Below are 24,340 nucleotides of genomic sequence, written 5' to 3'. Positions count from 1 at the left end.
CGTGACGGTCACGACGATTGAACAGGGTGACGTTATCGACATGAACCGATTGTCATCGCTGATCCGGGCCAGGCGCGCGGCGCCGGTCTGGGTCCCCGAATACGAACGCGCCGCCCGCGTCGAATGGCGCGGAACGCGCGTCACCGTACGCGATGTGCGCGATTTCGCGTATCGCACGCGCGATGACTGCGCGCCGGCCTATTACGACGCGACCTACACGCTCGCCGCGGTGCAAACCGTCGATCTCGTCGTGTCGCGCTGGACCGCGGAGGCGATCGCGCACGCGTTCGTCAGTTTCGGTTTCGACGACGGCCGTCATCTGGCGATCTCGATCGAGACGCGGCGGCGGCGTGGGCAACGCTATTCGCCGTATCGCGGGTTCCTGCCGCTGTACGACCTCGCGTATGTCGTCGCCGACGAGCGGGATCTGATCGGCGTGCGGACGGACGTGCGCAAGGAGCGCGTCTACCTGTTCCGTGCGGCTGTCGAGCGTGCGACCGCGCGGGCGCTGTTCGTCGACTATCTGCACCGCGTTCATGCGCTCGAGCGGGATCCGGAGTTCTACAACACGTTGTTCAACAACTGCACGACGAACATCCTTCGACATATCCGGGCCATCGCGCCCGACGTTCGCTATAGCTGGAAAGTTCTGCTGAGCGGTTATGCAGACCGGTATGGGCACGATCTCGGATTGCTCGACGGCTCGATGCCGTTCGATGCGCTGAAGGCGCGCAGCCTGATCCTTCGTCCGTCGGATGCGATGATCGGCCGGGATTATTCGGCGGCGATTCGCGCGTCGCTGCCGTTCGCGCAGCCGCACGACGCATCACGCGCATGACGCGAAACGCTTGAGTGACGCCGGCGCAGCCCGGCACGATGGAAGGAAGCATGGTCAGACTCGTGTTGCTTTTACTGGGCGTCGACTATCTGCGCACGCGTGCCCGCGCAATCTTCTGGATCGGCGTCGCCTGGGCGGTCGCGGGGCTCGTCGTTTTTGTCGACGCGCTCGACGGTGCGATGCATTTCCCGATCGTGCTGTTCGCGTGGCTCTTTCTCGTGGAGGGGCTCGCGACGCTCGCCGTCGCATGGACAGGCGTCGGTGGACAACGCGTGTTGCGCTACGTGAAGGGCACGGCGGTCGTGGTGGCATCGGTACTGATCTTCGCTGGGCATCACCACGGCAACTTCATCCTGTCGATGATCTTCGGCACGCTGTTCCTCGTCGACGGCCTGCTTCAATGCGTGTCCGCGTGGCTTGTGCGCTACCGCCGATGGCGGGTCGCCTTCGCCTGGGGCAGCGTCGAAATGCTGATCGCGCTGTTCTTCTACCAGCCGTACCCGACGCATTACGCGGGGACGCTGCCGTATTGCCTCGGGTTGTTCCTGGTCTTCGGCGGAACCAACCTGATGTCGCTTGCGTTGCGCGCGCGGCAACTCGTTCGCAATCCTGCACTGAACCGCTCGCGGCAGTCCGCGCTGTGGCCAGACGCGGGGCCGGCGGACGTTGCGCGTCGCTTCGACCGCACCGAGTGGGACGGCCCGCCGGCCGACCACGAGCGCGCGCTGACGGTTCATGTGTGGACGCCGACCGGATCGTCGAAGGCGCCGGCGCAGCATCATCCGATCGTCGATCGATATATCGCGGCTGTCGATGTCAACGGAACGATCTCGACCGGGCACGCGGCGCTCGAATCGCCGGAGGGCATCTATATCAGTCTCTATCCGGGCGTCGAGATCGACCGGTCACCGGACGAATTCGGCCGCATCCTGCGCGCGACCCGCGAAAACGATGTGCCGGGAATTTTCCAGCCGGATTACACGACGGAATCGAAGGCATGGTGTCCGTCGACGGTGCGCGTCCGGATCCGCAATTACGATCCGGCGAAACTGGCGGCATTCTGGGAACGCTATCGAGCGGACACGACTTACAACCTCACGCACCGGAACTGCTCGAGCACGGTCGCGCATGCGCTGGAAGCCGCGATAGACGGCGCGGTCGGCCGGCTTCGCGGTGATCGTGCGGGCTGGGGGAGTTTCGTGCGCGTACTCGTGACGCCGGAATTGTGGGTCGCGGCGCAGATCCGCAAGCGCGCGACCACGATGGCGTGGACGCCGGGTCTCACGCTCGACTATGCACGTGCACTCAGCATGCTTGCCGATCCCCGGCCATTCGCGTGGTGGCAAGCCGCGAGACTGGCGGCAGGCCGGCTGACGCGGCAGCGTCGCACGTGGCGCGTCGAGGATGCGAAGGCATCGCGTGGATGAGTGCCGGATAGGTCCGGTCGCCGATTTCATCCGCCGCACTCCTCCGATGTCCGCACCTCGCGTGTTGGCGCGCCGGACCCGAAGCCGGGTTGTCCGTGCGGGCTTTTTCCGGAAAATCCGAAACCCGTTCTCGCGGGAACGTGAAAGCGTCACGTCCGGGCGCTTGTTTTCCTTACGTAATTGCATCGGCTGATAGTGCGGGCCGGATTTCGTTTCAAATCAAATCGATCTCGTCAAAATGGTGTCGATTTCATAAGTGATGTCATATGAGAATCATATTCGTTTTGAAATATGCCGCTATTGGTCGGGATGCTGCTGTCGTGTGTTTCCACTCCCTGTTTATGGTCGATTGCAGCCAGATAGCTTGATTTACTGATGGCAATGGCAGTCTGATTTCCACTATTCATTCTTGTGGTTATTTAATTGGCGCAATCTGCCGACGCGTCGTGCCATTTTCCTGTTTCAAGATATTCGGTGAATATCTTGAAAGCAGCATCCTTTCAAATTAAATACAATTGTTTCGATAAGAGATTTTATTATCCGGGCTGCCTCGGGGCGCAATTGTCCGGATTCCCGGGAAAATCGCTGCCGGATTTTCCATTGATTGACTGGAGCCATTGCGAGCTCGATATACATGGCTGGAAGAACGGAATGCAAGTCTGAATCGGGAGATTCGGGGAAGAGGGCGCGCGTGCGTTGACCGTCAAATGAAAGAAGACATGAGAATCCTGTACACCAATTTTCACGGTGGCAACGGCGGAGGCCACGACACCTACATTCGCAATCTCGCTGTCGGAATGAGTCGCCGGCATCGGGTCACGGTCGCGTCTCCGGCGGGAAGCCGTCTGTCGCGGTTGGTGTGCACGGAGCCCGGGATTGCCGTCGTCGACCTGCAGTTCAAGCCGAAGTGGCGCGAATTCCTGCCCGAGCTCGCGCGATTGCGCAGCCTGATTACCCGCTCGCGGTTCGATATCGTGCACGTGAACGGATCCGCGGATCACCGGCAGGTCATGCTCGCGCTGCTTGGCTGCCGCCTGCGGCCCGCGATCGTCTTCACGAAACACAACACCTATGCGGCCGACAGCATGGGCAACTTCCTGCGCGCGCGGCTTGCCACGGATCGGACGATCGCGGTCAGCGACTACGTGCGACTGATGCTCGAGCGGCAATCGCCGTACGGCGACATCACGGTCGTCAAGCACGGCGTGAGCACGGCCACGCATGCATTGACGCCGGACGAAGTCAGGTGCAGCAGGATCGCGTGCTTCGGCGACGCGGCAGACGACGTGATCGTGCTCGGCAGTGTCGCGGGAACGGCACCGCACAAGGGCTGGAGCGATCTGATCGATGCGCTCGCGCGATTGCCGGACTCGGTGCGCGGCAGGTTCCGCGTGCTGCTCGCCGGGGATTGGCCGACGCCGGTGCAGCGCGCCTATGTCGAACGTAGTGGCGTCGATTCGCTGGTTGCGTTTGTCGGGCCGACCGATTGCACGCGCGACACGCTTGCGATGACGGATGTGTCGTTCGTGCTGTCGTACCACGAGAGTCTTTCGTATGCGTGCCGGGAAGCGATGGCGATGGGGTGTCCGGTGATCGTGACGGACGTCGGCGGATTGCCGGAAAACGTCGACGACCGCATCGACGGCTGGATCGTGCCGCCGCGGGCCCCCGACGCGATCGCCGCGATCCTGTGCGGAATCGCCGAACGGCCCGAGCTCGTTCGGTCGATGGGGCGTGCGGCGCGACTCAAGAGCGAGCGCGAGTTCTGCTTCGCGAGATTCATCGAGGAAACGAAGTCCGTGTACCAGGATTCGATCCGGCAACCGGCCGTCACGTCATGAGCGCGACGCCGATTCGACAAACCGGCACCGACGGCATGCCCGACGTCGCGGCCCGCCCGTCGGTGCGGGCCGAGACGTGTCCGATCCTGATGTATCACCAGATCCGGGCGTTACCCGCGAAGACGGACGTGTTGCGCAGTCTGAGCGTCGCGCCGCACGCGTTTCGCCGACAGATGCGGCTGCTGAAGGCGCTGGGCTATCGCGGTGTGTCGGTTGCGGAGCTGCAGCAACGCTGGCTGCGCGAGCCGCGCGCCCGACTGTTCGGTATCACGTTCGACGACGGATTCCGCAACGTGATCGAACATGCGATGCCGGTGCTCGGCGAGCTCGGTTTTACCGCGACCTGTTATTTCGTGTCCGGCAAGCTCGGCGGCAGCAACGACTGGGATCGCGATCTCGCCACCCGCGAGGCGGCGCTGATGGACCGCGACGCGATGCTCGAATGGCTTGCGCACGGGCACGAGGTCGGCGCGCACACGATCGATCACGTCGCGCTGCCCGATGTACCGGCGTCGGACGCTTGGCGGCAGATTTCGCACTCGAAGCAGCAACTCGAAGTCGTGACGGGGCGGCCCGTCGTGTCGTTCTGTTATCCGTACGGATCGTGGAACGCGAACGTGCGTCGGCTTGTCGTCGATGCGGGATTCCGGAACGCGACGACGACCGTGCGCGGGCATGCGAGCGAGCGCGATGATCCGTTCCAGTTGCCGCGCATCGCGGTATCGGGCGAGCGGGGCCTCGTGCGCTTTCTCGGACGATTCTTTCGATGACGCCCGGCGCGTTTCCCGGGCGACCTGAGCGGGGCGATTGTCGTCTATCGGGCTGTCGGCGAGGATCGCGTGCCGCAAGCCACGATCGTCGGTGACCGGACGACCGGGAGCGAACAATGAAGGGCATAGACCGCCGCGGAGGCGTGCTCGCCGCGATCGTGATCGGCGCAACGGCGCTACTCGTCGCAGAACTGATCGACATCGTTTCGCTGCTGGTCGACGCGACCTGATACGCGTGTCGGCGATTGCGGTCGTGCAACCTGATGCTGGCCGATCAATGCGGCGATTTCGACCGAGACACCCGGAGCTGGTGCGGCGTGACGCCGAAATGCTTCTTCATGGTCGTTGTCAGATGGCTTTGGGAGCCGAATCCGCATTCGAGCGCGATCGCCACGATACTGGTCGATGTGTCCTGCAGAAGCTTCCGGGCCCGTTCGAGACGGCGTTCGATGACGTACTGGATCGGCGTGCGCGCGAAGCATGCCTTGAACGCTGCAATCGTTGCCGCTTCGCCGAGCCCGACGAACCGCGCGAGGTCGGAGAGGTCGATCGACTGGTCCAGCCGTGCATCGATGAACTGGTTGATGGTGCGTTTGCACAACGCATCGCGCAAGGGCAGTGACGGATATGCGCGGCCCATGCCGTTCGGGTTGCGTCGATAGGTCGCATCGGGCAGTTCGCCGAAACGCAACCGGTATGCGTAAGCGAAGCGCTTCGACAACGAGAAGCCGTACTGGCCAAGCGTGGCGGAGAATGACAGATCCTGGGCACCGCGCAGCGCACCGTTGACCGCTTGCATGCGCGCCTCGTAGAACAGTTCCCGGACTGGCTTGCCGGTCGAGCGCACGATGCCGCTTTCGAGTTCGCTGGCCGGGCAGTCGAGCGCGAGCGCGACGGCGCTCAGTGTTTTCCAGCGCATCGGGTCGGCCCGGATCAACACGATCGCGGAATGGGTCAGCCGGTCGGTGGCATAGCGCTCGCGCGTGAGCAACGCGCTGTAGTTGCTGGGATGGCCGGTCACCAGAATCTTGAGCATGTGCTCGAACAGCGAATCAATCGCCGTGTCTGGCATCGGCGCCATGCTCGTCATCTGATACAGGCAGTGCGTGGCAATCTTCCACTCCGACGCGACATGCGCATCCAGCGGGCGCAGCGCGAAGCGGATCGGATGAGTCAGTTCCCTCCCGGTCCATCGATCGAGAAAGCTGCCGAGCCGCTCTGCGCTGACGACGATCGAGCGATGTCCGAAGCCGTCGCGGCCGGATTCGGTTTTTGCGATGCCGACGGACGAAGTCGGCACAACGTCGTCGATCGTGCAGATCGTCTTGTCGTGACCGCTTGTGCGTTGCGCGCTGCCGTGCGTGCCCAGTACGAAGAGATAGTTGGAGCGGACTTCCTCGGTCTCGAAGCTGAACGGCGCGCGGCTGTCGAAATCGTAGATGCCGACGTCGTTCCAGGTCCGCCCGACGATGCTGACGTCGTTCGCGGTGGCGCTGCGCGGCATGAAACGATTGCCGGAATAAATGTTGCCGATGTATTCGGACACTTCCTCGGCACTTCTGCTGTGAAAGCAGCGGGTGCGAACGTTGTCATCGCGCATTCGAGGCCCTCTCTCAGTCGCCGTCCATCCAGATCGTTGTGTATGCAGTGATGGCGAGTGCGCCGCCGCCGGCCTCGATTATCGGGACTTCCGATCGTCCGCGCCACCGGTTCTTCGTATTCGGGGCTGCGGGCAATGCGCGTTCACGCATGCAACGCCAGCCCCTTCACCGCCTTGTCCACGGCCTTCTTCGGCCCGTGCAGCGCCAACCCGACCAGATCGAGATTTGTCGCATCCTCGGCGCGAAACACCTCGCGGTTGGCCGCATCGTGCCCGGTCGAAAACATCGCGCGCACGTAAGGCACGATCGTGAGTTCGCGCGACAGCGCCTGCCGGTGCGCGGCCTGCAGACCGTTCAAATCCGCCGCGAACACCAGCATCGGCTGGCCGAGCATCCGGCTGTAGCGACGCCCTGCCGCATCCTCGTAAGGCTCGCCGAGCGCCTCGGGCGCGCCGGCCGCGACGCCCGTCGCGAGAAACGCGACGACATTGAGTTTCTGCCACGCCGCGAGATCGTCGCGCACGATCAGTGCCACTTTCGTATCGAACATGCTTGCTCCTCTTTGGAGCACTCATGATCGGATGCCGCGCGCGATCAGTCTGGAACGTTTGTGCACATTTGCCGGTAGGCGGCCGGCGTGATCCGGTACGCGCGGCGAAACCAGCGGCCCAGATGGCTCTGGTCGGCGAAGCCGACGTCCGCGGCCGCCTGCGCGGGCGTGCGGCCGGCCGCCAGCAGCCGGCGCGCGGCGCGCAGCCGCAAGCGCACCAGATACGCGTGCGGCGACGTGCCGAACGCTCGCTGGAACAACCGCGTCAGCCGGAACCGGTCGATCCCGGCGACGCTGGCGAGTTCGTCGAGCCCGAGGTTGCCGTCCATCTGCGCATGCAGCAGATCGCGCACGCGCGCGATCGCGGGCGGCACGATGCCGCTTTCCAGCGCGAGCGGGCCGCGCAGTTCGCCGCCGAGCCGCGTCAGCAGGCGGTCGAGCGTCTGGTCGCGCGCGAGCCGGCCTTCATTGCCGTGGATCGCGAGAAACGCCTGCCGGATCGCGTCGACGAGGCCGCGGTCGTCGACGAGCGTATGGCCGAACGTGGCCTCGACGCCGCCCAGGCCCGGCAAATCCAGCCGGCGCGCCGCGCGCTCGACCCATGCTTGCGGCAGGTACAGCATCCCGTAGGTGAAGCCGCTCGCCTCGGGCGCATGGCCGTCGTGCATCGCGCCCGGCTCGATCAGGATCGCGCGGCCCGGCACGCTCGTATGCAGCGACCGGTGGCACTGGAATTGCTGCACGCCCTGTTCGGTGAAGCCGACCAGCATGTCGTCGTGATCGTGCGCGTCGTATGCATGGCCGTTGAAATGCGCATGCAGGCTTTCGATGCCGGTTTCCTGATCGCGGCGCGCGACGAGCCAGTGGTCGGTCGTGCCGATGTCCTTTGCCGTTGTCGTCATCGGATGCCTCGCGCGTCGTCGTTGCGTGTCCGGTAGTGTACGCAGGTCGCGTGATGGCGGTGGCAGGCACGGGCCATACGTTCGGCGATCGCACGGGAAGCGGGGCGGAACCCCGGCGCGTATCGCGATACGCGCAGTGGTGTGCGTGCGCGGTTCATTCCTCGCTCACCACCGCCTGCTCGTCACGCGCGTACTGCGCCGGCGGCCGGCCGACATGCCGCGTGAACGCGACGCTGAACGTGCTCGCGGAACTGTAGCCGACGCGCCCCGCGATCTCGGCGATGCGGCCTTCGTTGCGGCGGAGCAGGTCCTTCGCGAGCGCCATCCGCCACGTAAGCAGGTATTCCATCGGCGCGACGCCGACCGCGCGGCTGAAGCGTTCGAAGAAGGTCGAGCGCGACAGCGCCGCTTCCTTCGCGAGCTCGACGACCGTCCACGGATGCGCGGGGCGTTCGTGCATCCGGCGGATCGCGGCCGCGAGTCGATTGTCGGCGAGCCCGCGTACGAGGCCGGGCGACGCGTTCGTGCCGGCCGTGAACCGCAGCGCCTCGATCAGCAGCACTTCCAGCAGGCGCGCCAGCACGATCTCGCGCGCAGGCCGCTGTGCACGCGATTCGTCGCGCACCAGTTGCACGAGCGTGGTCAGCCGCGGTTCGCCGCGCACGTGCACGAATTGCGGCAGCAGCGACACCAGCAGCGCCGCATCCGGCGAACCGAAGCTGCAGTTGCCGGCCATCATCCGCGTGTCGACCGGGTTGCCCGAATCGCCGATCCGGTATTCGCCGTTGTCGAGTGCGACCGGCGGCGCGGTTTCGACGCCCGGCGGCGGCGGTTCGAGGCTGGACATCGCGACGCCGTAGGCCGCCGGAATCAGCACGAAATCGCCGGGCAGCAGCTCGATCGGCGCGTGCCCGTCGATCGCGATCCGGCACCCGCCGTCGAGGATCGCGCAATAGAACGGCTCGCCGGCGACCGTGCGGTTGATCGACCACGGGCTCGCACCGTGAACGGACTTGGAGTACCGCGCGCCCGGTTGCAGCAGGGTCACGACTTCGGTCAACGGGTCGATCATCGCCGGACGCTCGCAAAAGAAAATCGGATTTTCGATTGTAGCGAATACGGATCCGGCCATCTATCGTACGGACAGGTGCCCAACACAACCCAGGAGTTCGCATGAAGACCGTACTGATCACCGGCTGTTCCTCCGGCTTCGGCCTCGAGATTGCCCGCCATTTCCTGGCTCGCGACTGGCAGGTCGTCGCGACGATGCGCACGCCGCGCGAGGACGTACTGCCGCCGGCGGAACGCCTGCGCGTGCTGGCGCTCGACGTGACGAACGCGGACAGCATCCGCGCCGCGATCGACGCGGCCGGTACGATCGACGTGCTCGTCAACAACGCGGGCTTCGGCGCGGCCGCGCCGGCCGAGCTCACGCCGCTCGACACGGTGCGTGCGCTGTTCGAGACCAACACGATCGGCACGATCGCGGTCACGCAGGCCGTGTTGCCGCAGTTTCGCCGGCGCGGGGCCGGCGTGGTCGTGAACGTCACGTCGAGCGTCACGCTGAAGGTGCTGCCGCTGGTCGGCGCGTATCGCGCCAGCAAGGCGGCGGTCAATGCGTTCACCGAATCGATGGCGGTCGAACTCGAACCGTTCGGCGTGCGCGCGCATCTCGTGCTGCCGGGCCGAGCGCCCGACACGCGCTTCGGCGACAACGCGCGTACGCACATGCACGGCTTCGAACACGACGCGTATGCGGAATTCGTCGGGAAGGCCGTTGCGCGCATGCTCGATGCGTCGGGGCCGATCACTCGTGCGCAGGACGTTGCCGAAGCGGTGTGGCGCGCGGCGACCGATCCGTCGAGCCCGATGCACATTCCGGCAGGCGCCGACGCCGAAGCGTGGGCGGCGCAAGCGCGCTGATCGATCGGGAATCCGTCGCGCCGGTCGGTCGAACCGGCGCGATGGATTGCGCGATGCGGGGAAGGGCGTTACCGCGTGCCGTTACAGCGCGCGTTCGATCGCCTGTCCGAGCAGCGACAGGCCGAGATCGATCTCTTCGTCGCTGACTGTCAGCGGCGGCGCGATCCGGAACACGCCGCCCATGCCCGGCAACTGCACGATGTTCATGCTGAGCCCGAGGTTCATGCACTCGCGCGTGATTTTCGCGCCGAGCCCGTCCGCCGGTTCTTTCGTCCGGCGATCCTTGACGATCTCGACGCCGAGCAGCAGCCCGCGTCCGCGCACGTCGCCGATGCAGTCGAACCGTTCCATCAGGTCGAGCAGGCCGCGCCTGAGCCGGTCGCCCATCGCGTTCGCGCGGGCGACGAGCCCGTCGCGCTGCACGACGTCCAGCACGCGCAGGCCGACGGCCGCGGGCAGCGGGTCGGACACGTGCGTCGTATAGAACAGGTAGCCGAGCTCGTGCGCGCGTTCCTCGATCGCCGCGGACGTCACGATGGCGGCCAGCGGCAGCCCGGCGCCGAGCGTCTTCGACAGCGTCAGGATGTCGGGCGTCACGCCATCGCGCTGGCACGCGAACATCGTGCCGGTGCGCCCGACACCCGTCTGCGCCTCGTCGAGGATCAGCAGCATCCCGCGTTCCTCGCACTTGCGCTTGAGCGCCGCCATATAGCCTTCCGGCAGTTCGATGATCCCGCCCGAACTGAGGATCGGCTCCGCGATGAATGCGGCGAGATTGCCGCTCGACTGGCGGTCGATCAGGTCGAACGCGTAGTCGAGTTCGGCGAGATAGTCGTAGGCGCCGTCGCGCTCGAAGCGCGGCCGGTACGTGAACGGCGCCGGAATCGCGAACGAGCCGACGGCGGCCGGGCCGACACCCTTGCGGCCGGCGCTGTACGTGGCCGATGCGGCCGCGCCCGTCATCCCGTGCCATGACTGCGCGAAGCCGACGATCTCGTACTTGCCGGTGACGAGCTTCGCCATCCGGATCGCCGCCTCGTTCGATTCCGCGCCGGTGCTGAGCAGCAGTGCGCGGTCGAGCCCGTCGGGCGTGATGTCGGCGAGGCGCGTCGCGAGCTCGACGACCGGCCGCGACAGCATCCCGCTGAACAGATGATCGAGCTTGCCCGCGTATTCTCCGATGACGGAGACGATCTCCGGATGGCAGTGGCCGAGCACCGCGCTCATCTGCCCCGACGTGAAATCGAGGATCGCGCGGCCGTCCGCGTCGTAGACGAAGCTGCCTTTCGCGCGCTCGATGATCATCGGCTCGAACGTGCCGCCGTAGCGGATCAGGTGCTGCCTGGCATTGCGCCAGAAGGTTGCGTCGTCGTTCAGGGACATCGGGCTTCTCCGGGCAAAGGGGGCAGGGATCGCTTGCAGTCTAGGCGCGCGTCTGGTTTGATGGAAACGAATAGTTCTTATGCAAGGTAGAAAAGGAGCTAATACCTTGGGACTCTCGCTCGAAATCGACCTGCTGCGTTCGTTCGTCGTGATCGCCGAGGTGCGAGCGCTCAGCCGCGCGGCGGCGCGCGTCGGGCGCACGCAGTCCGCGCTCAGCCAGCAGATGAAGCGGCTCGAGGATATCGTCGACCAGCCGCTGTTCCAGCGCACCGGCCGCGGCGTGGTGCTGACCCACCCGGGCGAGCGGCTGCTCGTGCATGCGCAGCGCATCCTGCGGCTGCACGACGAGGCAATGGCCGACCTGTGCGGTACTGGGCTGTCGGGGACGATCCGGTTCGGGTGCCCGGACGATTACGCGGAGGTGTTTCTACCGTCGCTGCTGCGACAGTTTTCGAGCCAGCATCCGCAGGCGATCGTCGAAATCGTGTGCGGGCCGACGCCGCGGCTGCTCGAACAGCTCGAGAAACGCGCGGTCGATCTCGCGATGATTTCGCTGCCGGAGGATGGGGAGAACGACGACATCATTCGCCGCGAGCAACTGGTCTGGATCGGCTACCCGGGGCTCGAACCCGCGCATTTCGATCCGCTGCCGCTCGCGCTTTCCGATCGCGATACGCTCGATCACATCGCGGCTTGCGAAGCGTTGCATCGCGCCGGCCGCGATTACCGCGTCGCGTATGCGAGCAGCAGTCTCGCGGGGCTGATCGCGCTGGTGCGCTCGGGGCAGGCGTTCGCGGTGATGACGCAGACGGCCGTGCCGGCCGACCTGGCGATCGTCAACGGCGATCCGCGATTGCCGCCGTTGCCGGCCGTGGGCATTACGCTGAGGTTCGACCGGAAACGGCCGTCGCATCTGACGACGGCGTTTGCCGAGCATATCCGCGCGGTGTTGCCGTTGCTGTGACGGGTGGGGGATATCGACGCGAACGCGCAAACCGGATGCAGATCGTTCTGCCGGTCGGTGGGTGCCGTCGCCAGTCGAAACCTGATTCACGCGCGCACGGGCTTTTTCAGCATCGCGAGCACTTCATCAACCATCGGATGATGGCGTTGGGTGTTCCATACGGCTGCTGCCGTCACGACCATGACCTTTTCCTTCAGCGGGCGAACGACCACGTTCTCCGGCGCCAGCTTGCGCATTGCAGCAGGCACGAGCGCCACGCCCTGACCACAACCGACGTACGCAATTTGCGAAGTCACCGATCGAACTTCATGCACGACGCGCGGCGTCAGGCCATGCGTGCGGCAGACCGACATCAGCATGTCGAAGTAGACGGGGCTGACTTGCCGCGCCGACATGATCAGTTGTTCGCCCATCAGCGATCGGAGCCGTACCCTGGGCATCGCCGCAAGAGGATGTTCCTTCGGTAGCGCCACGGCGAGGCGATCCTCCGCGAGCGGCAGCGTCGCGATGCCGTTTGCCACTTCGCCGTCGACGCGCACGAACGCGAGATCGAGCTCGCCGGCCTCCAGTGCGGGAATCGCGTCGACACTGTCGATCTCGTTGACGAACACGGTCAAATCCGGGTGCGCGTGCTTGAGCGCATCCAGCAGCGGCGGAACCGTATCGAGCATCGCGGACGTGATCGCGCCCACGTGCAGCACGCCCGACTGACCGGCCGCGACCTCGCGCACCACGCGTTGCAGCCGCTCGGCCTGCCCCGCGAATTGCCTGACGGCCGGCAGGATCGCGGCACCCGCGGGGCTGAGCTGCGTGCCCTGTCGCGAGCGATAGAACAACTGCATCTTCAGCGATTGTTCCAGCACCTTGATCTGTTCGGTCAGCGGCGGTTGCGACATGTTCAGCCGCTTCGCCGCCCGTCCGAAATGCTGCTCCTCGGCGACGGCGAGAAACATCCAGAGCTGCCGGATCAGCCGGTAGTCGATCGTATTGCTCATGGCGGGTGCGTCCAGGGTGGAATGATGCCGATGCCGTCACCGGAGCAGCCTCCGTGACGACGCATTGTCGCCGCTGCCAGCCGGCGACGGCGCGCTTTCCGTATTCCTGAAATCGTATCAGGCAGATACGAAATACGAAATTTACATACCACGCTGCCGAGGCGACGATGGCCCCACTTGTCAACGGGGATCAGCGTGATGAACCAGCCTTCCTTACTCGACCGCCTTGCCGCGCTCGACACGAACACCGTGTCGGATGCGCTCGACTTTCTGGGCCTGCCCGGTGCGACGGTCGGTTTGCGCCCGCTGTGGGCCTGCCCGAAGATCGTCGGGCGGGCCAGCACCATTCAGCTCGGTCCGAAGGCGGGTGCCGGGCCGACCGTGCATCTCATTTCGCCGGTCGTCGACGCGGTTGTCACGGACGACCGCGTGCTCGTGATCGCCGGCGGCGCGGACGGCATTTCCTGCTGGGGCGACATCCTGGCCAACGCGGCGACCGCCAGGCGGATCCGCGGCTCGGTGATCGACGGATCGAGCCGCGACATCGAAGGCAGCGAATCGATCGGCTACCCGGTTTACGGACGCGGCATCACGATGATCAGCGCGCGCAACCGTGTGGTACAGGTCGATTCCGGCACGCCGGTACAGATGGCCGGCGTGACCGTGCATCAGGACGATTACGTGATCGCCGACCGCTGCGGAACGGTCTTTGTGCCGGCGATGCGCATCGAGGACGTACTTGATCTCGGCGAGCGTATCGCGAAGCGGCAGGACGGCATGGTGGCCGCCGTGCGCGCCGGCCGCCCGGTCGCGGAAGTGATGCACGACAAGGAATTCGAAGCGATTGCGGCGCGCTGAGCGCCGATCATTTACCTGGAGTACTGGATATGACGAATCCGCGCAAGGCTCGAGCGGAAGACCGGGAACTGGTCGCGCTGTTCGCGGGCCTCGATACGCCCGGTGTGTCGGACGCGATGGACAAGCTGGTTCTGCACGGGCAGGCACTGGGTGTCATGCCGCTGACCGATTATCCGCACGTCGTCGTCGGCCCCGCGTTCACGGTCAGGTACGTGCCGGCCGGCGTGCCGCCCGGTACCGTCGGCGATTTCATCGACGACGTTGCGGAAGGCGATGTCGTCGTGATCGATAACGACGGTCGCACCGACTGCACCGTATGGGGCGACATCATGACCCAGTACGCGGGGCTGCGCGGCATCGCGGGCACCGTGATCGACGGCGTGTGCCGCGACGTGAACAAGGCGCTGCGCGACAACTACCCGTTGTTCACGGCCGGGCGTTTCATGCGTACCGGCAAGGATCGCGTGCAGGTCGAAGCGGTGAACGCCACCGTCGGGATCGGCACCGTGCGCGTGGCGGCGCGCGACATCGTCGTCGCGGATGCCAACGGCGTCGTCATCGTGCCGCGCGGCCGTGCGCGCGAAGTGGCCGAAGTCGCTCGGCAGATCGAAGGAACCGAATCGCGTATTCGCGAACAGCTCGCACTCGGCAAGACGCTCGGCGAAGCGCGCGCCGCGCTCGGCTACCACACGCTGCAAAGGAAAGCCTGATGTCCACGATCAACACCTATGGCGCGGACCTGCTCGACCAGGCTCGCGCGCTCGGGACCTCGACGCTTTACGAGGCGTCGGGTCTCACGACCAGTTCGGTCGATCCCGCCATTCGCACGGTATGGTCGGGCGCGTCGGTCGCCGGGCCGGCCTATCCGCTCGAATGTTCGCCGGGCGACAACCTGTCGATCCACATCGCGATGGAGCAGGTGCCGCGCGGCAGCGTGCTCGTCGTATCGACCGGCGGCTTCGTGTCGGGCTATTGGGGCGAAGTATTGACGGTGGCGGCCGAGGCGGCCGGCGTCGCGGGGCTGGTGATCGACGGCGGCGTGCGCGACATCGCGGCGCTGGTTGTGCGGCGCTTTCCGGTATTCACGCGCGGCATATCGATGCGCGGCACGATCAAGGCGAGCGCGCCTTCGGTCGGGCAGCCGCTCAGCTTTGCCGGCACGCCGGTGGCGGCCGGCGATCTGGTCGTCGCGGACGATGACGGCGTCCTCGTGATCCCGATGGCCCATGTCGAACGGACGCTGACCCAAGGGCAGGCGCGCGCCGACAAGGAAGCGCGGATGATGGACGCGTTGCGCGCAGGCCGCAGCACGCTGGACCTGATGGGCCTGACGAACTGGCGGGCCGCGCGATGAACGCACCGATCGACACGCTGAACCGCTTCCTGGCCGCGGCACGCCCGTCGGCCACCTACAAGGTGATGGACCGCGTGGCCGCACGGCGTGCCAGCGGTGCCGCGGTGATCTCGCTGAGCGCCGGCGAGCCGGACTTCGATACGCCCGAGCACGTGCGCGAGGCCGGCATCACGGCGATCCGTGCCGGCCACACGCGCTATACGCAGGTGGCTGGGCTGCGCGCGTTGCGTGAAGCGATTGCCGACAAGTTCCGTCGCGAGAACGGGCTCGACGTGGACTGGCGCGACACGCTCGTCTGCAGCGGCGGCAAGCAGGTGATCTTCAATGCGCTGGCCGCGACCCTGAACGAAGGCGACGAAGTCATCGTTCCGGCGCCGTACTGGGTCAGCTATCCGGAGATCGTGCAGCTTTGCGGCGGCCGATCCGTTGCTGTCGCCTGCGGTGCGGAAAGCGGCTTCAAGCTCACGCCGGACGCGCTGCAAGCGGCGATCACGCCGCGCACGCGCTGGCTGATCCTGAACTCGCCGTCCAATCCGACGGGTGCGGTATACAGCCGCGCGGAACTGCAGGCGCTTGCCGACGTTCTGCTCGCGCATCCGCATGTGCTGGTGCTGTCCGACGATATCTATGAGCACTTGATTTTCGACGGCATCGAATTTTTCACGATCGCGCAGGTCGAGCCGCGCCTGCGCGAACGCGTGCTGACGATGAACGGCGTGTCCAAGGCCTATGCGATGACGGGCTGGCGCATCGGTTTCGGTACCGGGCCGCGCTGGCTGATCGATGCGATGGAGAAGCTTCAGGGGCAGCAGACGTCCGGTGCGTCGACGATTTCGCAGCACGCCGCATTGGCCGCGCTGACCGGGCCGCAGGATTTCATCGTGCACTCCCGCGCTGCATTCCAGCGCCGTCGCGATCTCGTCGTCGAACAGCTCAACCAGGCGCCGGGATTGCGGTGCGACGTCCCGCAGGGCGCGTTCTATGCGTTCGCGTCGTGCGCAGCGCTGATCGGCAAGACGACACGTGCGGGCGTGCGACTCGAAAGCGACGAAGACGTGGTGAACGCATTGCTCGACGAAGCAGGCGTCGCCACCGTGCACGGCAGTGCTTTCGGACTGGGTCCGTACATCCGGATCGCTTATGCGCTGGACGACCCGTCGTTGCAACGCGCGTGCACGGCGGTCCAGGACTTCTGCCGGACGCTGGCGGGCTGAACGTCGTTGTCCGGTTCCGGCAGTCCCGCCTCGGTCGGCGCATGTCGCGCCGAGGCGCGCGCTATGCCACCTCTACTCGGGAATCGACTGGATGACTGACGAATTTTCCCCGTCGCGGTTTTCGTTCGCCGTCGACAACACCGCACTGGACGTTTCGGCCATTTATCGCGGCGGCCACAAGACGCCGATCGTGTTCCTCCACGGCTTCGGTTCGACGAAGGAAGACTACGCGGATATCGTGCGCCACCGCACATTCGACGATCGGCCCTTCGTCGCTTATGACGCGCCGGGTTGCGGGGAAACGCGATGCGCGGACCTGTCGAAGATCTCGATCCCGTTTCTCGTCGAAACGGCGTTGAACGTGATCGACCGGATGGGCTTCGAGCGATTCCATCTGGTCGGTCATTCGATGGGCGGGCTGACGGCGCTGATGCTCGCGCACCGGTATCCGGAGCGCGTGCTGAGCTTCGTCGACATCGAAGGGAACATTGCCCCCGAGGATTGTTTCCTGAGCCGCCAGATCGCCGACCATCCGCGCGATAGCGCAGACCGCTTCCTCGACGATTTCATCGAGCGAACCCGTCGCGCGCCGGCCTATGCGAGCGCGCTGTATTCGGCCAGCCTGCGTCACAAGGTGCGGGCCGACGCCGTCGGCGGGATCTTCCGTTCGATGGTCGATCTGTCCGACCACGGCGACCTGATGCGCAAATTCCTCGGGCTGCCGTTTCCGCGGATGTTCATGTACGGCGAGCAGAACGCGTCGCTTTCGTACTTGAGCGCTATCGAGGCGCAGGGTGTCGTGCTGTCCGAAATTCCGGATTGCGGGCATTTCCCGATGTATTCGAACCCGGTATTGATGTGGAAAGCCATCGCCGAATTCCATGCGCCCGGCGGTTGACGCGGTGCGTCGAGGCGGGCGGCGGACAGTAAGCGCGAGCGTTCGGACCGCATGCAGTCCGCTATGGGGCCGGCGCGACGATCGAGTCGTGTCGCGTGTCGCAGAGGATCTCGACGAGTTTGTCGCGGTAGATATTCTTGTCGCCCGGATTGCGCGGTACGCAGACCCGCAGGTCCCGTTGCGACCAGGGTTCTTCGAGTTCGACGATGGCGAACTGTTCATGATCGCCCGGTTCGATGGCCGTTCGCGGCACGATGCCGATGCCGGCGCCGGATGCGACCAGTCGGGAGATCGCGCGATACCCGGAAACCTGGACGCGAACGTCCAGGCGTCCGCCGAGCGCCGCGGCGTGATTCATCAGGAACGTATGCAGTGCCGCGCCCGATTGCAGACTGATGAACGGATGACCAAGGCATTGACGAAAGCCGACCGACGGCTGCGCCGCGAGCGGATGTTTGATCGGCGTGAGCAGGACGAGCTGGTCTTTCCGATAGGGTAGGAACGCCAGCGCTGGATGCTCGGTCTCGAGTGCGACCACGCCGACTTCCGCGCGACCGGCAACGACCGCGGCCACGATGTCGTGACTCGTGCGCTCTTCCAGCGTGATCCGGACATTCGGATAGGCCGCGAAGAAGCGCGCGAGGTCGCCTGGCAGATGGGTGCTGATTGCGTTGTTGTTCGCGAAAACCGTTACGTGTCCCGACATGCCGAGCGAGAAAGGCCGCAAATCGGCATGCATCTGTTCGAGCTGGGCCAGACATCGTCCCGCGTGCTCGCGAAACACGCGACCTGCCGGCGTCAGCGTGACGCCTCTTGCCTGGCGAGTCAGCAGCGTGACGCCGAGCGTTTCTTCGAGGTTCTTCATCCGCAAGCTGGCGGACGATGCGGCCAGATGGCATCGCTCTGCGCCACGCGACACGTTTTCTTCCTCCGCGATCGCCAGAAACACCTTCAGGTCAGTCAGGTCGTATGTCATACCATTCGAAGAATTCGAAAATACACGTGGAAAAAGCATAGCATCGACGAAATAAAGGGCGTTGTGCTGACGGATGAAGCCAGAGGTTTCGTCAAATTCGAACGGATCGTTCGTAAAAGCTCGCTGTATCCGTTCCGCCCGTTCATCGATACTCGACCTTGCAAACTGGCAAGGAGGAGACACGAATGAACGGGATCAGGAACGATGCATCGGCGAGCCGGCCGCTCGAGGGGCTCGTCGTCGTCGCGATCGAGCAGGCACTGGCCGCACCGCTGTGCACGGGCCGGCTCGCCGAAATGGGCGCACGCGTGATCAAGGTCGAGCGCGCGGAGGGCGACTTCGCACGCGGCTACGACGATGCGGCCAACGGGCAGGCGTCGTATTTCGTGTGGACCAACCGCGGCAAGGAGTCCATCGTGCTGGACTTCAAGAATACGGAGGATGCCGAACTGCTGCATCGCATGCTCGCCGGCGCCGACGTGTTCGTCCAGAATCTCGCGCCGGGTGCGCTGGCCCGGGCCGGCTTCGGCAGCGATTCCCTGCGCGAGCGTTACCCGCGTCTGATTACGTGCGATATCAGCGGCTACGGCACCGATAACGAAGCGAGCAATCTGAAAGCGTACGACCTGCTCGTCCAATGCGAAAGCGGCCTTGCCGGCATCAGCGGCGCGCCGGACGCTTGCGGGCGCATCGGCGTATCGATCTGCGACATCGGCGCGGGCATGAACGCGACCATCGCCGTCCTGTCGGCGCTGGCGCTGCGCGAGCGGACCGGGCGCGGATCGGGGGTGTCGGTGTCGTTGTTCGACGGTGCCGCGGACTGGATGTCGATTCCCTATCTGCACGAGGTTTACGGGAAGGGCGCGCCGAAGCGCCTGGGTCTCAAGCACCCGTCGATCGCGCCGTACGGCGCATTCACCACGCGCGATGCGAACGATATCGTGATCAGCATCCAGAACGAGCGCGAGTGGCAGCAATTCTGCGTGCGTTTCATGCGGCGGCCGGAGCTCGGCACCGACCCGCGCTTCGCATCGAACACGGAACGCGTCCGCCATCGCGAAGCGCTCGACCGGATCATCGCGGACGCGTTTGCGACGATCGACGTCGACGAAGCGCTGGCGCGTCTCGCGGATTCGAACACGGCCTACGGTCAGGTGCGATCGGTTGCACAGATGGCGCGGCATCCGGCGCTGCGGACCTGGCCAATGGCAGTCGGCGGCGGCGCATTGCAGATGATCGCCCCCGCGGTGCAGGCGCCGTGGGATGCCGGGCATTTCGCGTCCGCGCCCGGGCTCGGCGAGCACAGCGAGCTGCTGCGGGCCGAATTTTCCATGGCACGCCTGGGGGTGGTCGCATGAGCACGGTCGACATTGGACATCTGCGCGAGTGGGTGGGCAAATCCCGAACCGATCACGACATTCTGTCGTCTCGCCACGCACGCTTGATGGCGGCGACGCTTGGGTGGCCTCAGTCCGATCTCGTCGAAGGTGCGGCGTTGCCCCCGCTGTGGCACTGGTTGTACTTCCTTAGTGGCGAGCCGCCGATCGCGCTGGGCCGTGACGGACATCCGGCACGCGGCGGCTTCCTGCCGCCGGTGACGTTGCCTAATCGCATGTGGGCGGGAGGGCAACTCGAATTCCATGCCCCCGCGCCGCTCGATGCCCGCGTCGAAAAGCGGTCCACGGTGGTGTCGGTCGACCACAAGCAGGGACGCAGCGGCGAGCTCGTGTTCGTGAAGGTGCTGCACGAGTTGCTGCACGAAGGTAACCGGGTGCTCACCGAGTATCACGACATCGTCTACAAGGGCGCGACGGGCGCCGGTTCCGCGGCGGCCAATGTCGAGATGCCGGTCGCGCAGCGCAGCCGCCGGATCGAGCCGGATTCCACGATGCTGTTTCGCTATTCGGCGCTGACGTTCAACGGACACCGCATTCATTACGACGCCGATTATTGCCGCGAAGTCGAAGGCTATCCGAACCTCGTGATTCATGGCCCGCTGAATGCGACATGGCTTGCGGCGTTCGCGGAGGAGGTGAGCGGCAGACCCGTTAAAGCATTCGGCTATCGCGGCCTGAAGCCGTCGATTCTCGGCAACGCGCTGACCCTCAACGCCGCGAACGACGGCGATCGGCTCGTGCTGTGGGTTGCGTTACCGGACGGCAGCGTGTCGATGCGCGCCGAAGCCACTTTCTGAGTCGCCCGGCTTACGACGCGATTCGATTCAAAAAAAATCAGGAGACAGACGATGCAACAGCAATCCATCCCGTATACATCGCCGTCGGGCGACGTCGGCGCAGCTCGCCGCATCGAGCGCAGGGCCGCGCTCGCGAGCGTCATCGGCACGACGATCGAATGGTACGACTTCTTCATCTACGGTACCGCCGCGGCGCTCGTGTTCCCGAAGCTGTTTTTCGCGCACGGCAGTGCCGACGGCTTGATGGCGTCGTTTGCAACGATCTTCGTCGGATTCGTTTCGCGTCCGCTCGGCGGGGCGCTGTTCGGTCACATGGGCGATCGAGTAGGGCGGAAGTCCACGCTCGTCGCCACCCTGAGCCTGATGGGCATCGCGACACTCGCCGTGGGTTTGTTGCCGACAGCGGAGACGCTCGGTCCGCTCGCGGCCTGGTTGCTCGTGGCGCTACGCTTTCTGCAGGGTATCGGCGTCGGCGGCGAGTGGGGCGGCGCGGTGCTGCTGTCGATGGAGTCGCATACCGGCAAGCGGCGCGGCTTCATGGCATCCCTGCCCAATATCGGCGTGCCGCTCGGTCTGGTGGTCTCGGTGATCGTGTGGAGCGCATGCAGCCATTGGTCCGGCGATGCGCTGCTCGACTATGGCTGGCGGATTCCGTTCCTCGCGAGCGGTGTACTGCTGCTCGTCGGCCTGCTGATCCGGTTTGGCGTGCCGGAGACGCCGGATTTCATCGAGGCGAACAAGCAAGCGGATCGATCGAAGGGACCGCTCGGGGAGGCGATCCGGACGGAGTGGCGCGCGATCCTGTTGTCGGCGCTGATTCGGCCGAGCGAGCAGACCGCCTTCTACATGCTGACGACGTTCGCGGTGTTGTACGGGTCGAAGAACCTTGCACTCGGGAAAGAATTCATTCTCAATGCAGTGCTGATCGCGGCAGTCGTCGCCTGCTTCGCGTTGCCGTTCTTCGGCTACATCGCCGATCGCATCGGCCGGGCCAGAACCTATACGGCGGGCGCGATCTGCATGATGCTTTTCGCGTTCCCGTACTTTGCGATGCTCAATACGCGGCTTCCCGCAGCGGTGGTCGCGGGGACGGTCATCATCATGGTGGTTCACGCTTCGATGTACGGATCCCAGGCGTCGTTCATCGCGGAGTCGTTCCCTGCACATATCCGCTATAGCGGAGCCTCGCTGGGCTATCAAGGCGCTTCGATCATCGCGGGAGGCCCCGCGCCGATGATCTCTCTCTGGCTCTACGAGACGTTCCACACGGTCTACGCGGTCGCAGGCTACCTGGCCTTCATGTCGTTCGTGAGCGCCGTGGCGGCACTCTATCTGGGGCGGAGCAACGCGCAAGGCAGCGTTGGCGGTTCGTCATTGAAATAAGTATCCGGATACAGGAATCGGAAATGTCATCCTCATCGGTATGGACTCCTCAGTCTTATCTGTTTGTCCCGGGAAATAGGTCGGAACGGTTTCCGGGCGCCCTGTCGAGCGGTGCCGACGCGGTCATCGTCGATCTCGAGGACGCGGTCGAACCCGCTGCGAAGGACGTCGCGCGAGAGAACGTCGCCGCGTGGGCGTCGCGCAGTCGCCCGGTCCTGGTGCGTGTCAACGGGCGAGGAACGCCATGGTTCGAGCACGACGCGATGATCGGCGCGCTGGACGGCATCGCCGGGATAGTCGTGCCGAAGGCCGAGGGGCCGGATGACATTGTCGAGGTCGTGAGAAGGGCCCGGCGCCGGATCCCGATTTTCCCGTTGATCGAAACCGCTCGCGGAATGTGGTCGGCGCTGGAAATCGCGAAGGCGCCGTGTGTCGCGCGATTGATGTTCGGCACGCTGGATTTCATTGCCGATATGGGTACCGATGACCCCGGCGCAGCGCTGAATCCGTACCGCACGCAACTCGCATTGGTGTCGCGTGTGGCGGAAATCGAATCGCCGGTCGACGGCGTGACAGCGGATATCCACGATACGGATCGACTGAGCGCCGACACGCGAAACGGGAAGCAGCACGGCTTCGGCGCGAAGCTTTGCATTCATCCGAAGCAGATCGCGGCCGTGCATGCCTGTTACGGGCCCGGCGATCACGAACTCGACTGGGCTGCCCGGGTCATGGACGCTGTGTCGCGCGAAAACGGCGCGGTCATCACCATCGACGGGAAGATGATCGACCGTCCTGTCGTGCTGCGCGCACAGCGACTGCTGGCGCTCGGGTCGTACCGCCAGCAGTCGTGTCCGGAATGAACGATGCTTGCCGTGCCGGACGCGCCCGTTCGTCGAACCCGGCTCCGGCACCTGTTCGACGCGGGTCCGACAACTGCCCGCACATTGCAGTGCCCGCCGCGCCCGCAACGTCCTTTACGCGCGTGCCAATCGCCGTGCAGCCAGCAACCCGAGAGCGAGCAGCACCGCGACATACGCGGCGACGCTCGCCCACGCGCCGTGTTGCCAGAACGACCCGCCGACCGAACCGAGCACGCTCGACCCGAGATAGTACGCAAGCAGGTACAGCGATGCGGCGTGCCCCTTCGCGGATCCCGCGAGCTGGCCGACCCAGCCGCTCGCGACCGCATGGGCGACGAAGAAGCCGATCGTGACGAGCACGATGCCGACGACGATCGCGACGAGCGAGTGCGACAGCGTCAGCGCGAGGCCCGCCGCGAATACGAGAATGCCGCTGACAAGCACCGGTGCGCGCCCGACACGGTCGGCGAGCGCGCCGGCGCTCGATGACGACACCATCCCGAACAGGTAGGCGCCGAAGATCAGGCCGCACTGGGTCGAGCTCAGGTTGAAAGGGGCCGCGGTGAGCCGGAACCCTGCGTAGTTGTAGATCGTCACGAACGCGCCCATCACCAGGAAGCCGATCGCGAACACGAACGGCAGCCGCGCGTGACGCAGTTGCGCGTTCCACAGCCGCAAATGGTGGCGCAGCGTCAGATCGGTGCGCTTCACGAAGCGTCGCGATTGCGGCAGCAGCATCACGAAGGCAACTGCCGCGACGAGATCGACGACGCCGATCGTCAGCATCGCCGTCCGCCACGAGAAGTGCTCTTCCAGTGCGCTCATGCCGATCCGGCCGACCATGCCGCCGAACGCGGTGCCGCCGACATAGAGCCCCATCGAGAAACCGAGCCCGTCGGACGCGATTTCTTCGGCGAGATAGGCCATCGCGACCGCCGGGACGCCGCCCAGCGCGAAACCTTCGAGCGCACGCCAGACCAGCAGCAGGTTCCAGTTGGGCGACAGCGCGGCGAGCACATTGAACAGTGCGGCCAACGTCATCGACGCGAACATCAGCCCGCGTCGTCCGACGCGTTCGGACAGTGCGCCGGCGCACAAAATCGAGACCGCCAGCATCCCGGTCGACAGCGACAACGACAGCGAACTCGATGCCGCGCCCAGCCCGAACTCCCGTGCGAACGCGGGAAGCAGCGGCTGGACGCAGTACAGCAGCGAGAAGGTGGAAAAGCCGGCGAGGAAGAGCGCCAGCGCGATGCGCTTGTACGCGGCCGAGCGCGGGGAAACGCCGGCAGGTAGCGCATCGGGCGCGGCGTTCTGCGTTCCGGGCATGGATCGGGAAATCGAGGGGGAGGACATGGGTGCACTCGATGTGCGTTGGAATGCCTGAATTCTTGCGCACCGTCATG

At 65.3% G+C, this 24,340-nt stretch carries 23 protein-coding genes; 15 read left to right on the top strand and 8 right to left on the bottom strand.

From position 1 onward, the window contains the following. Nucleotides 1–40: 40 nt before the first annotated feature. The 4 genes from MRS60_RS23285 (at nucleotide 41) to MRS60_RS23270 (ending at nucleotide 4,876) form a co-directional block, all read left to right on the top strand. On the top strand, nucleotides 41–838 hold the full coding sequence (locus MRS60_RS23285) for an Lnb N-terminal periplasmic domain-containing protein (protein ID WP_051983683.1): 798 nt from the start codon (nucleotides 41–43) through the stop codon (nucleotides 836–838). A 50-nt stretch (nucleotides 839–888) separates the two neighbouring features. Further along, complete coding sequence (locus MRS60_RS23280; protein WP_243566780.1) at nucleotides 889–2,265, top strand: HdeD family acid-resistance protein; 1,377 nt, start codon at nucleotides 889–891, stop codon at nucleotides 2,263–2,265. A 719-nt stretch (nucleotides 2,266–2,984) separates the two neighbouring features. Next, entirely contained in the window at nucleotides 2,985–4,106 is a 1,122-nt protein-coding gene (locus MRS60_RS23275; RefSeq protein ID WP_034181009.1) for a glycosyltransferase, read from the top strand. Between the two features lie 35 nt (nucleotides 4,107–4,141). Further along, nucleotides 4,142–4,876: a polysaccharide deacetylase family protein gene (locus tag MRS60_RS23270; RefSeq protein WP_051983703.1), complete on the top strand. Its 735-nt coding sequence runs from the start codon at nucleotides 4,142–4,144 to the stop codon at nucleotides 4,874–4,876. 274 nt (nucleotides 4,877–5,150) lie between these two features. Here MRS60_RS23270 and MRS60_RS23265 read toward each other — a convergent pair whose 3' ends face one another. From MRS60_RS23265 to MRS60_RS23250, 4 genes are all read right to left on the bottom strand, one after another. Further along, entirely contained in the window at nucleotides 5,151–6,476 is a 1,326-nt protein-coding gene (locus MRS60_RS23265; protein ID WP_034180678.1) for a helix-turn-helix domain-containing protein, read from the bottom strand. A 143-nt stretch (nucleotides 6,477–6,619) separates the two neighbouring features. Continuing rightward, nucleotides 6,620–7,027: a DUF2000 domain-containing protein gene (locus MRS60_RS23260; protein WP_243566779.1), complete on the bottom strand. Its 408-nt coding sequence runs from the start codon at nucleotides 7,025–7,027 to the stop codon at nucleotides 6,620–6,622. Between the two features lie 44 nt (nucleotides 7,028–7,071). Beyond that, entirely contained in the window at nucleotides 7,072–7,929 is an 858-nt protein-coding gene (locus tag MRS60_RS23255; RefSeq protein WP_131946043.1) for an AraC family transcriptional regulator, read from the bottom strand. Between the two features lie 154 nt (nucleotides 7,930–8,083). Beyond that, complete coding sequence (locus MRS60_RS23250; protein WP_243566778.1) at nucleotides 8,084–9,061, bottom strand: AraC family transcriptional regulator; 978 nt, start codon at nucleotides 9,059–9,061, stop codon at nucleotides 8,084–8,086. Between the two features lie 41 nt (nucleotides 9,062–9,102). Here MRS60_RS23250 and MRS60_RS23245 point away from each other — a divergent pair, with 41 nt between their 5' ends. Next, on the top strand, nucleotides 9,103–9,852 hold the full coding sequence (locus MRS60_RS23245; protein ID WP_243566777.1) for an SDR family oxidoreductase: 750 nt from the start codon (nucleotides 9,103–9,105) through the stop codon (nucleotides 9,850–9,852). Nucleotides 9,853–9,933: 81 nt separating this feature from the next. Here MRS60_RS23245 and MRS60_RS23240 read toward each other — a convergent pair whose 3' ends face one another. Beyond that, a complete protein-coding gene (locus MRS60_RS23240; protein ID WP_243566776.1) occupies nucleotides 9,934–11,235 on the bottom strand; it encodes an aspartate aminotransferase family protein in 1,302 nt (433 codons plus the stop codon). A 79-nt stretch (nucleotides 11,236–11,314) separates the two neighbouring features. Here MRS60_RS23240 and MRS60_RS23235 point away from each other — a divergent pair, with 79 nt between their 5' ends. Next, nucleotides 11,315–12,199 carry a LysR family transcriptional regulator gene (locus MRS60_RS23235; protein WP_243566775.1) on the top strand — a complete coding sequence of 295 codons (885 nt, stop codon included), beginning with the start codon at nucleotides 11,315–11,317 and terminating at the stop codon, nucleotides 12,197–12,199. A gap of 86 nt (nucleotides 12,200–12,285) precedes the next feature. On the opposite strand, the gene MRS60_RS23230 is transcribed toward MRS60_RS23235, so the two are convergent. Further along, entirely contained in the window at nucleotides 12,286–13,194 is a 909-nt protein-coding gene (locus MRS60_RS23230) for a LysR substrate-binding domain-containing protein (RefSeq protein ID WP_034180671.1), read from the bottom strand. A 198-nt stretch (nucleotides 13,195–13,392) separates the two neighbouring features. Here MRS60_RS23230 and MRS60_RS23225 point away from each other — a divergent pair, with 198 nt between their 5' ends. The 5 genes from MRS60_RS23225 (at nucleotide 13,393) to MRS60_RS23205 (ending at nucleotide 17,518) form a co-directional block, all read left to right on the top strand. Beyond that, on the top strand, nucleotides 13,393–14,052 hold the full coding sequence (locus MRS60_RS23225) for an RraA family protein (RefSeq protein ID WP_034180670.1): 660 nt from the start codon (nucleotides 13,393–13,395) through the stop codon (nucleotides 14,050–14,052). A 29-nt stretch (nucleotides 14,053–14,081) separates the two neighbouring features. Then, nucleotides 14,082–14,762 carry an RraA family protein gene (locus MRS60_RS23220; RefSeq protein ID WP_034180669.1) on the top strand — a complete coding sequence of 227 codons (681 nt, stop codon included), beginning with the start codon at nucleotides 14,082–14,084 and terminating at the stop codon, nucleotides 14,760–14,762. Further along, a complete protein-coding gene (locus MRS60_RS23215; RefSeq protein WP_034180668.1) occupies nucleotides 14,762–15,406 on the top strand; it encodes an RraA family protein in 645 nt (214 codons plus the stop codon). The genes MRS60_RS23220 and MRS60_RS23215 overlap by 1 nt, the downstream gene beginning before the upstream one ends. Further along, a complete protein-coding gene (locus tag MRS60_RS23210; protein ID WP_243566774.1) occupies nucleotides 15,403–16,620 on the top strand; it encodes a pyridoxal phosphate-dependent aminotransferase in 1,218 nt (405 codons plus the stop codon). Before MRS60_RS23215 ends, MRS60_RS23210 begins: the two co-directional genes overlap by 4 nt. A 91-nt stretch (nucleotides 16,621–16,711) precedes the next feature. Next, entirely contained in the window at nucleotides 16,712–17,518 is an 807-nt protein-coding gene (locus MRS60_RS23205; protein WP_243566773.1) for an alpha/beta fold hydrolase, read from the top strand. A 61-nt stretch (nucleotides 17,519–17,579) separates the two neighbouring features. Here the strand turns inward: MRS60_RS23205 and MRS60_RS23200 are convergent, their stop codons facing one another. Next, on the bottom strand, nucleotides 17,580–18,494 hold the full coding sequence (locus MRS60_RS23200) for a LysR family transcriptional regulator (RefSeq protein WP_034180665.1): 915 nt from the start codon (nucleotides 18,492–18,494) through the stop codon (nucleotides 17,580–17,582). 185 nt (nucleotides 18,495–18,679) lie between these two features. Here MRS60_RS23200 and MRS60_RS23195 point away from each other — a divergent pair, with 185 nt between their 5' ends. From MRS60_RS23195 to MRS60_RS23180, 4 genes are read left to right on the top strand one after another with little or no spacing between them, the layout of a single operon-like run. Beyond that, nucleotides 18,680–19,852: a CaiB/BaiF CoA transferase family protein gene (locus MRS60_RS23195; RefSeq protein WP_034180664.1), complete on the top strand. Its 1,173-nt coding sequence runs from the start codon at nucleotides 18,680–18,682 to the stop codon at nucleotides 19,850–19,852. Beyond that, a complete protein-coding gene (locus tag MRS60_RS23190; protein ID WP_034180663.1) occupies nucleotides 19,849–20,688 on the top strand; it encodes an FAS1-like dehydratase domain-containing protein in 840 nt (279 codons plus the stop codon). The genes MRS60_RS23195 and MRS60_RS23190 overlap by 4 nt, the downstream gene beginning before the upstream one ends. 51 nt (nucleotides 20,689–20,739) lie before the next feature. Then, nucleotides 20,740–22,071 carry an MFS transporter gene (locus MRS60_RS23185; protein WP_051983681.1) on the top strand — a complete coding sequence of 444 codons (1,332 nt, stop codon included), beginning with the start codon at nucleotides 20,740–20,742 and terminating at the stop codon, nucleotides 22,069–22,071. A gap of 23 nt (nucleotides 22,072–22,094) precedes the next feature. Then, on the top strand, nucleotides 22,095–22,934 hold the full coding sequence (locus tag MRS60_RS23180) for an HpcH/HpaI aldolase/citrate lyase family protein (protein WP_243566772.1): 840 nt from the start codon (nucleotides 22,095–22,097) through the stop codon (nucleotides 22,932–22,934). A gap of 114 nt (nucleotides 22,935–23,048) precedes the next feature. On the opposite strand, the gene MRS60_RS23175 is transcribed toward MRS60_RS23180, so the two are convergent. Then, nucleotides 23,049–24,290 (bottom strand): MFS transporter, encoded by a 1,242-nt coding sequence (locus MRS60_RS23175; RefSeq protein ID WP_243566771.1) that lies wholly within the window; start codon nucleotides 24,288–24,290, stop codon nucleotides 23,049–23,051. Nucleotides 24,291–24,340 lie beyond the last annotated feature (50 nt).

The sequence above is a fragment of the Burkholderia pyrrocinia genome, from assembly GCF_022809715.1.
GTDB classification, from domain to species: domain Bacteria; phylum Pseudomonadota; class Gammaproteobacteria; order Burkholderiales; family Burkholderiaceae; genus Burkholderia; species Burkholderia pyrrocinia_C.
This window is presented reverse-complemented; position numbering and strand designations above follow the sequence as displayed.

What these genes read in the sequence shown, in the direction of transcription:
- MRS60_RS23285 (WP_051983683.1), top strand. Translation starts at nt 41, where the DNA reads ATGAACCGATTGTCATCGCTGATCCGGGCCAGGCGCGCGGCGCCGGTC.
- MRS60_RS23280 (WP_243566780.1), top strand. Translation starts at nt 889, where the DNA reads ATGGTCAGACTCGTGTTGCTTTTACTGGGCGTCGACTATCTGCGCACG.
- MRS60_RS23275 (WP_034181009.1), top strand. Translation starts at nt 2,985, where the DNA reads ATGAGAATCCTGTACACCAATTTTCACGGTGGCAACGGCGGAGGCCAC.
- MRS60_RS23270 (WP_051983703.1), top strand. Translation starts at nt 4,142, where the DNA reads ATGCCCGACGTCGCGGCCCGCCCGTCGGTGCGGGCCGAGACGTGTCCG.
- MRS60_RS23265 (WP_034180678.1), bottom strand. Translation starts at nt 6,476, where the DNA reads ATGCGCGATGACAACGTTCGCACCCGCTGCTTTCACAGCAGAAGTGCC.
- MRS60_RS23260 (WP_243566779.1), bottom strand. Translation starts at nt 7,027, where the DNA reads ATGTTCGATACGAAAGTGGCACTGATCGTGCGCGACGATCTCGCGGCG.
- MRS60_RS23255 (WP_131946043.1), bottom strand. Translation starts at nt 7,929, where the DNA reads ATGACGACAACGGCAAAGGACATCGGCACGACCGACCACTGGCTCGTC.
- MRS60_RS23250 (WP_243566778.1), bottom strand. Translation starts at nt 9,061, where the DNA reads ATGGCCGGATCCGTATTCGCTACAATCGAAAATCCGATTTTCTTTTGC.
- MRS60_RS23245 (WP_243566777.1), top strand. Translation starts at nt 9,103, where the DNA reads ATGAAGACCGTACTGATCACCGGCTGTTCCTCCGGCTTCGGCCTCGAG.
- MRS60_RS23240 (WP_243566776.1), bottom strand. Translation starts at nt 11,235, where the DNA reads ATGTCCCTGAACGACGACGCAACCTTCTGGCGCAATGCCAGGCAGCAC.
- MRS60_RS23235 (WP_243566775.1), top strand. Translation starts at nt 11,315, where the DNA reads ATGCAAGGTAGAAAAGGAGCTAATACCTTGGGACTCTCGCTCGAAATC.
- MRS60_RS23230 (WP_034180671.1), bottom strand. Translation starts at nt 13,194, where the DNA reads ATGAGCAATACGATCGACTACCGGCTGATCCGGCAGCTCTGGATGTTT.
- MRS60_RS23225 (WP_034180670.1), top strand. Translation starts at nt 13,393, where the DNA reads ATGAACCAGCCTTCCTTACTCGACCGCCTTGCCGCGCTCGACACGAAC.
- MRS60_RS23220 (WP_034180669.1), top strand. Translation starts at nt 14,082, where the DNA reads ATGACGAATCCGCGCAAGGCTCGAGCGGAAGACCGGGAACTGGTCGCG.
- MRS60_RS23215 (WP_034180668.1), top strand. Translation starts at nt 14,762, where the DNA reads ATGTCCACGATCAACACCTATGGCGCGGACCTGCTCGACCAGGCTCGC.
- MRS60_RS23210 (WP_243566774.1), top strand. Translation starts at nt 15,403, where the DNA reads ATGAACGCACCGATCGACACGCTGAACCGCTTCCTGGCCGCGGCACGC.
- MRS60_RS23205 (WP_243566773.1), top strand. Translation starts at nt 16,712, where the DNA reads ATGACTGACGAATTTTCCCCGTCGCGGTTTTCGTTCGCCGTCGACAAC.
- MRS60_RS23200 (WP_034180665.1), bottom strand. Translation starts at nt 18,494, where the DNA reads ATGACATACGACCTGACTGACCTGAAGGTGTTTCTGGCGATCGCGGAG.
- MRS60_RS23195 (WP_034180664.1), top strand. Translation starts at nt 18,680, where the DNA reads ATGAACGGGATCAGGAACGATGCATCGGCGAGCCGGCCGCTCGAGGGG.
- MRS60_RS23190 (WP_034180663.1), top strand. Translation starts at nt 19,849, where the DNA reads ATGAGCACGGTCGACATTGGACATCTGCGCGAGTGGGTGGGCAAATCC.
- MRS60_RS23185 (WP_051983681.1), top strand. Translation starts at nt 20,740, where the DNA reads ATGCAACAGCAATCCATCCCGTATACATCGCCGTCGGGCGACGTCGGC.
- MRS60_RS23180 (WP_243566772.1), top strand. Translation starts at nt 22,095, where the DNA reads ATGTCATCCTCATCGGTATGGACTCCTCAGTCTTATCTGTTTGTCCCG.
- MRS60_RS23175 (WP_243566771.1), bottom strand. Translation starts at nt 24,290, where the DNA reads ATGTCCTCCCCCTCGATTTCCCGATCCATGCCCGGAACGCAGAACGCC.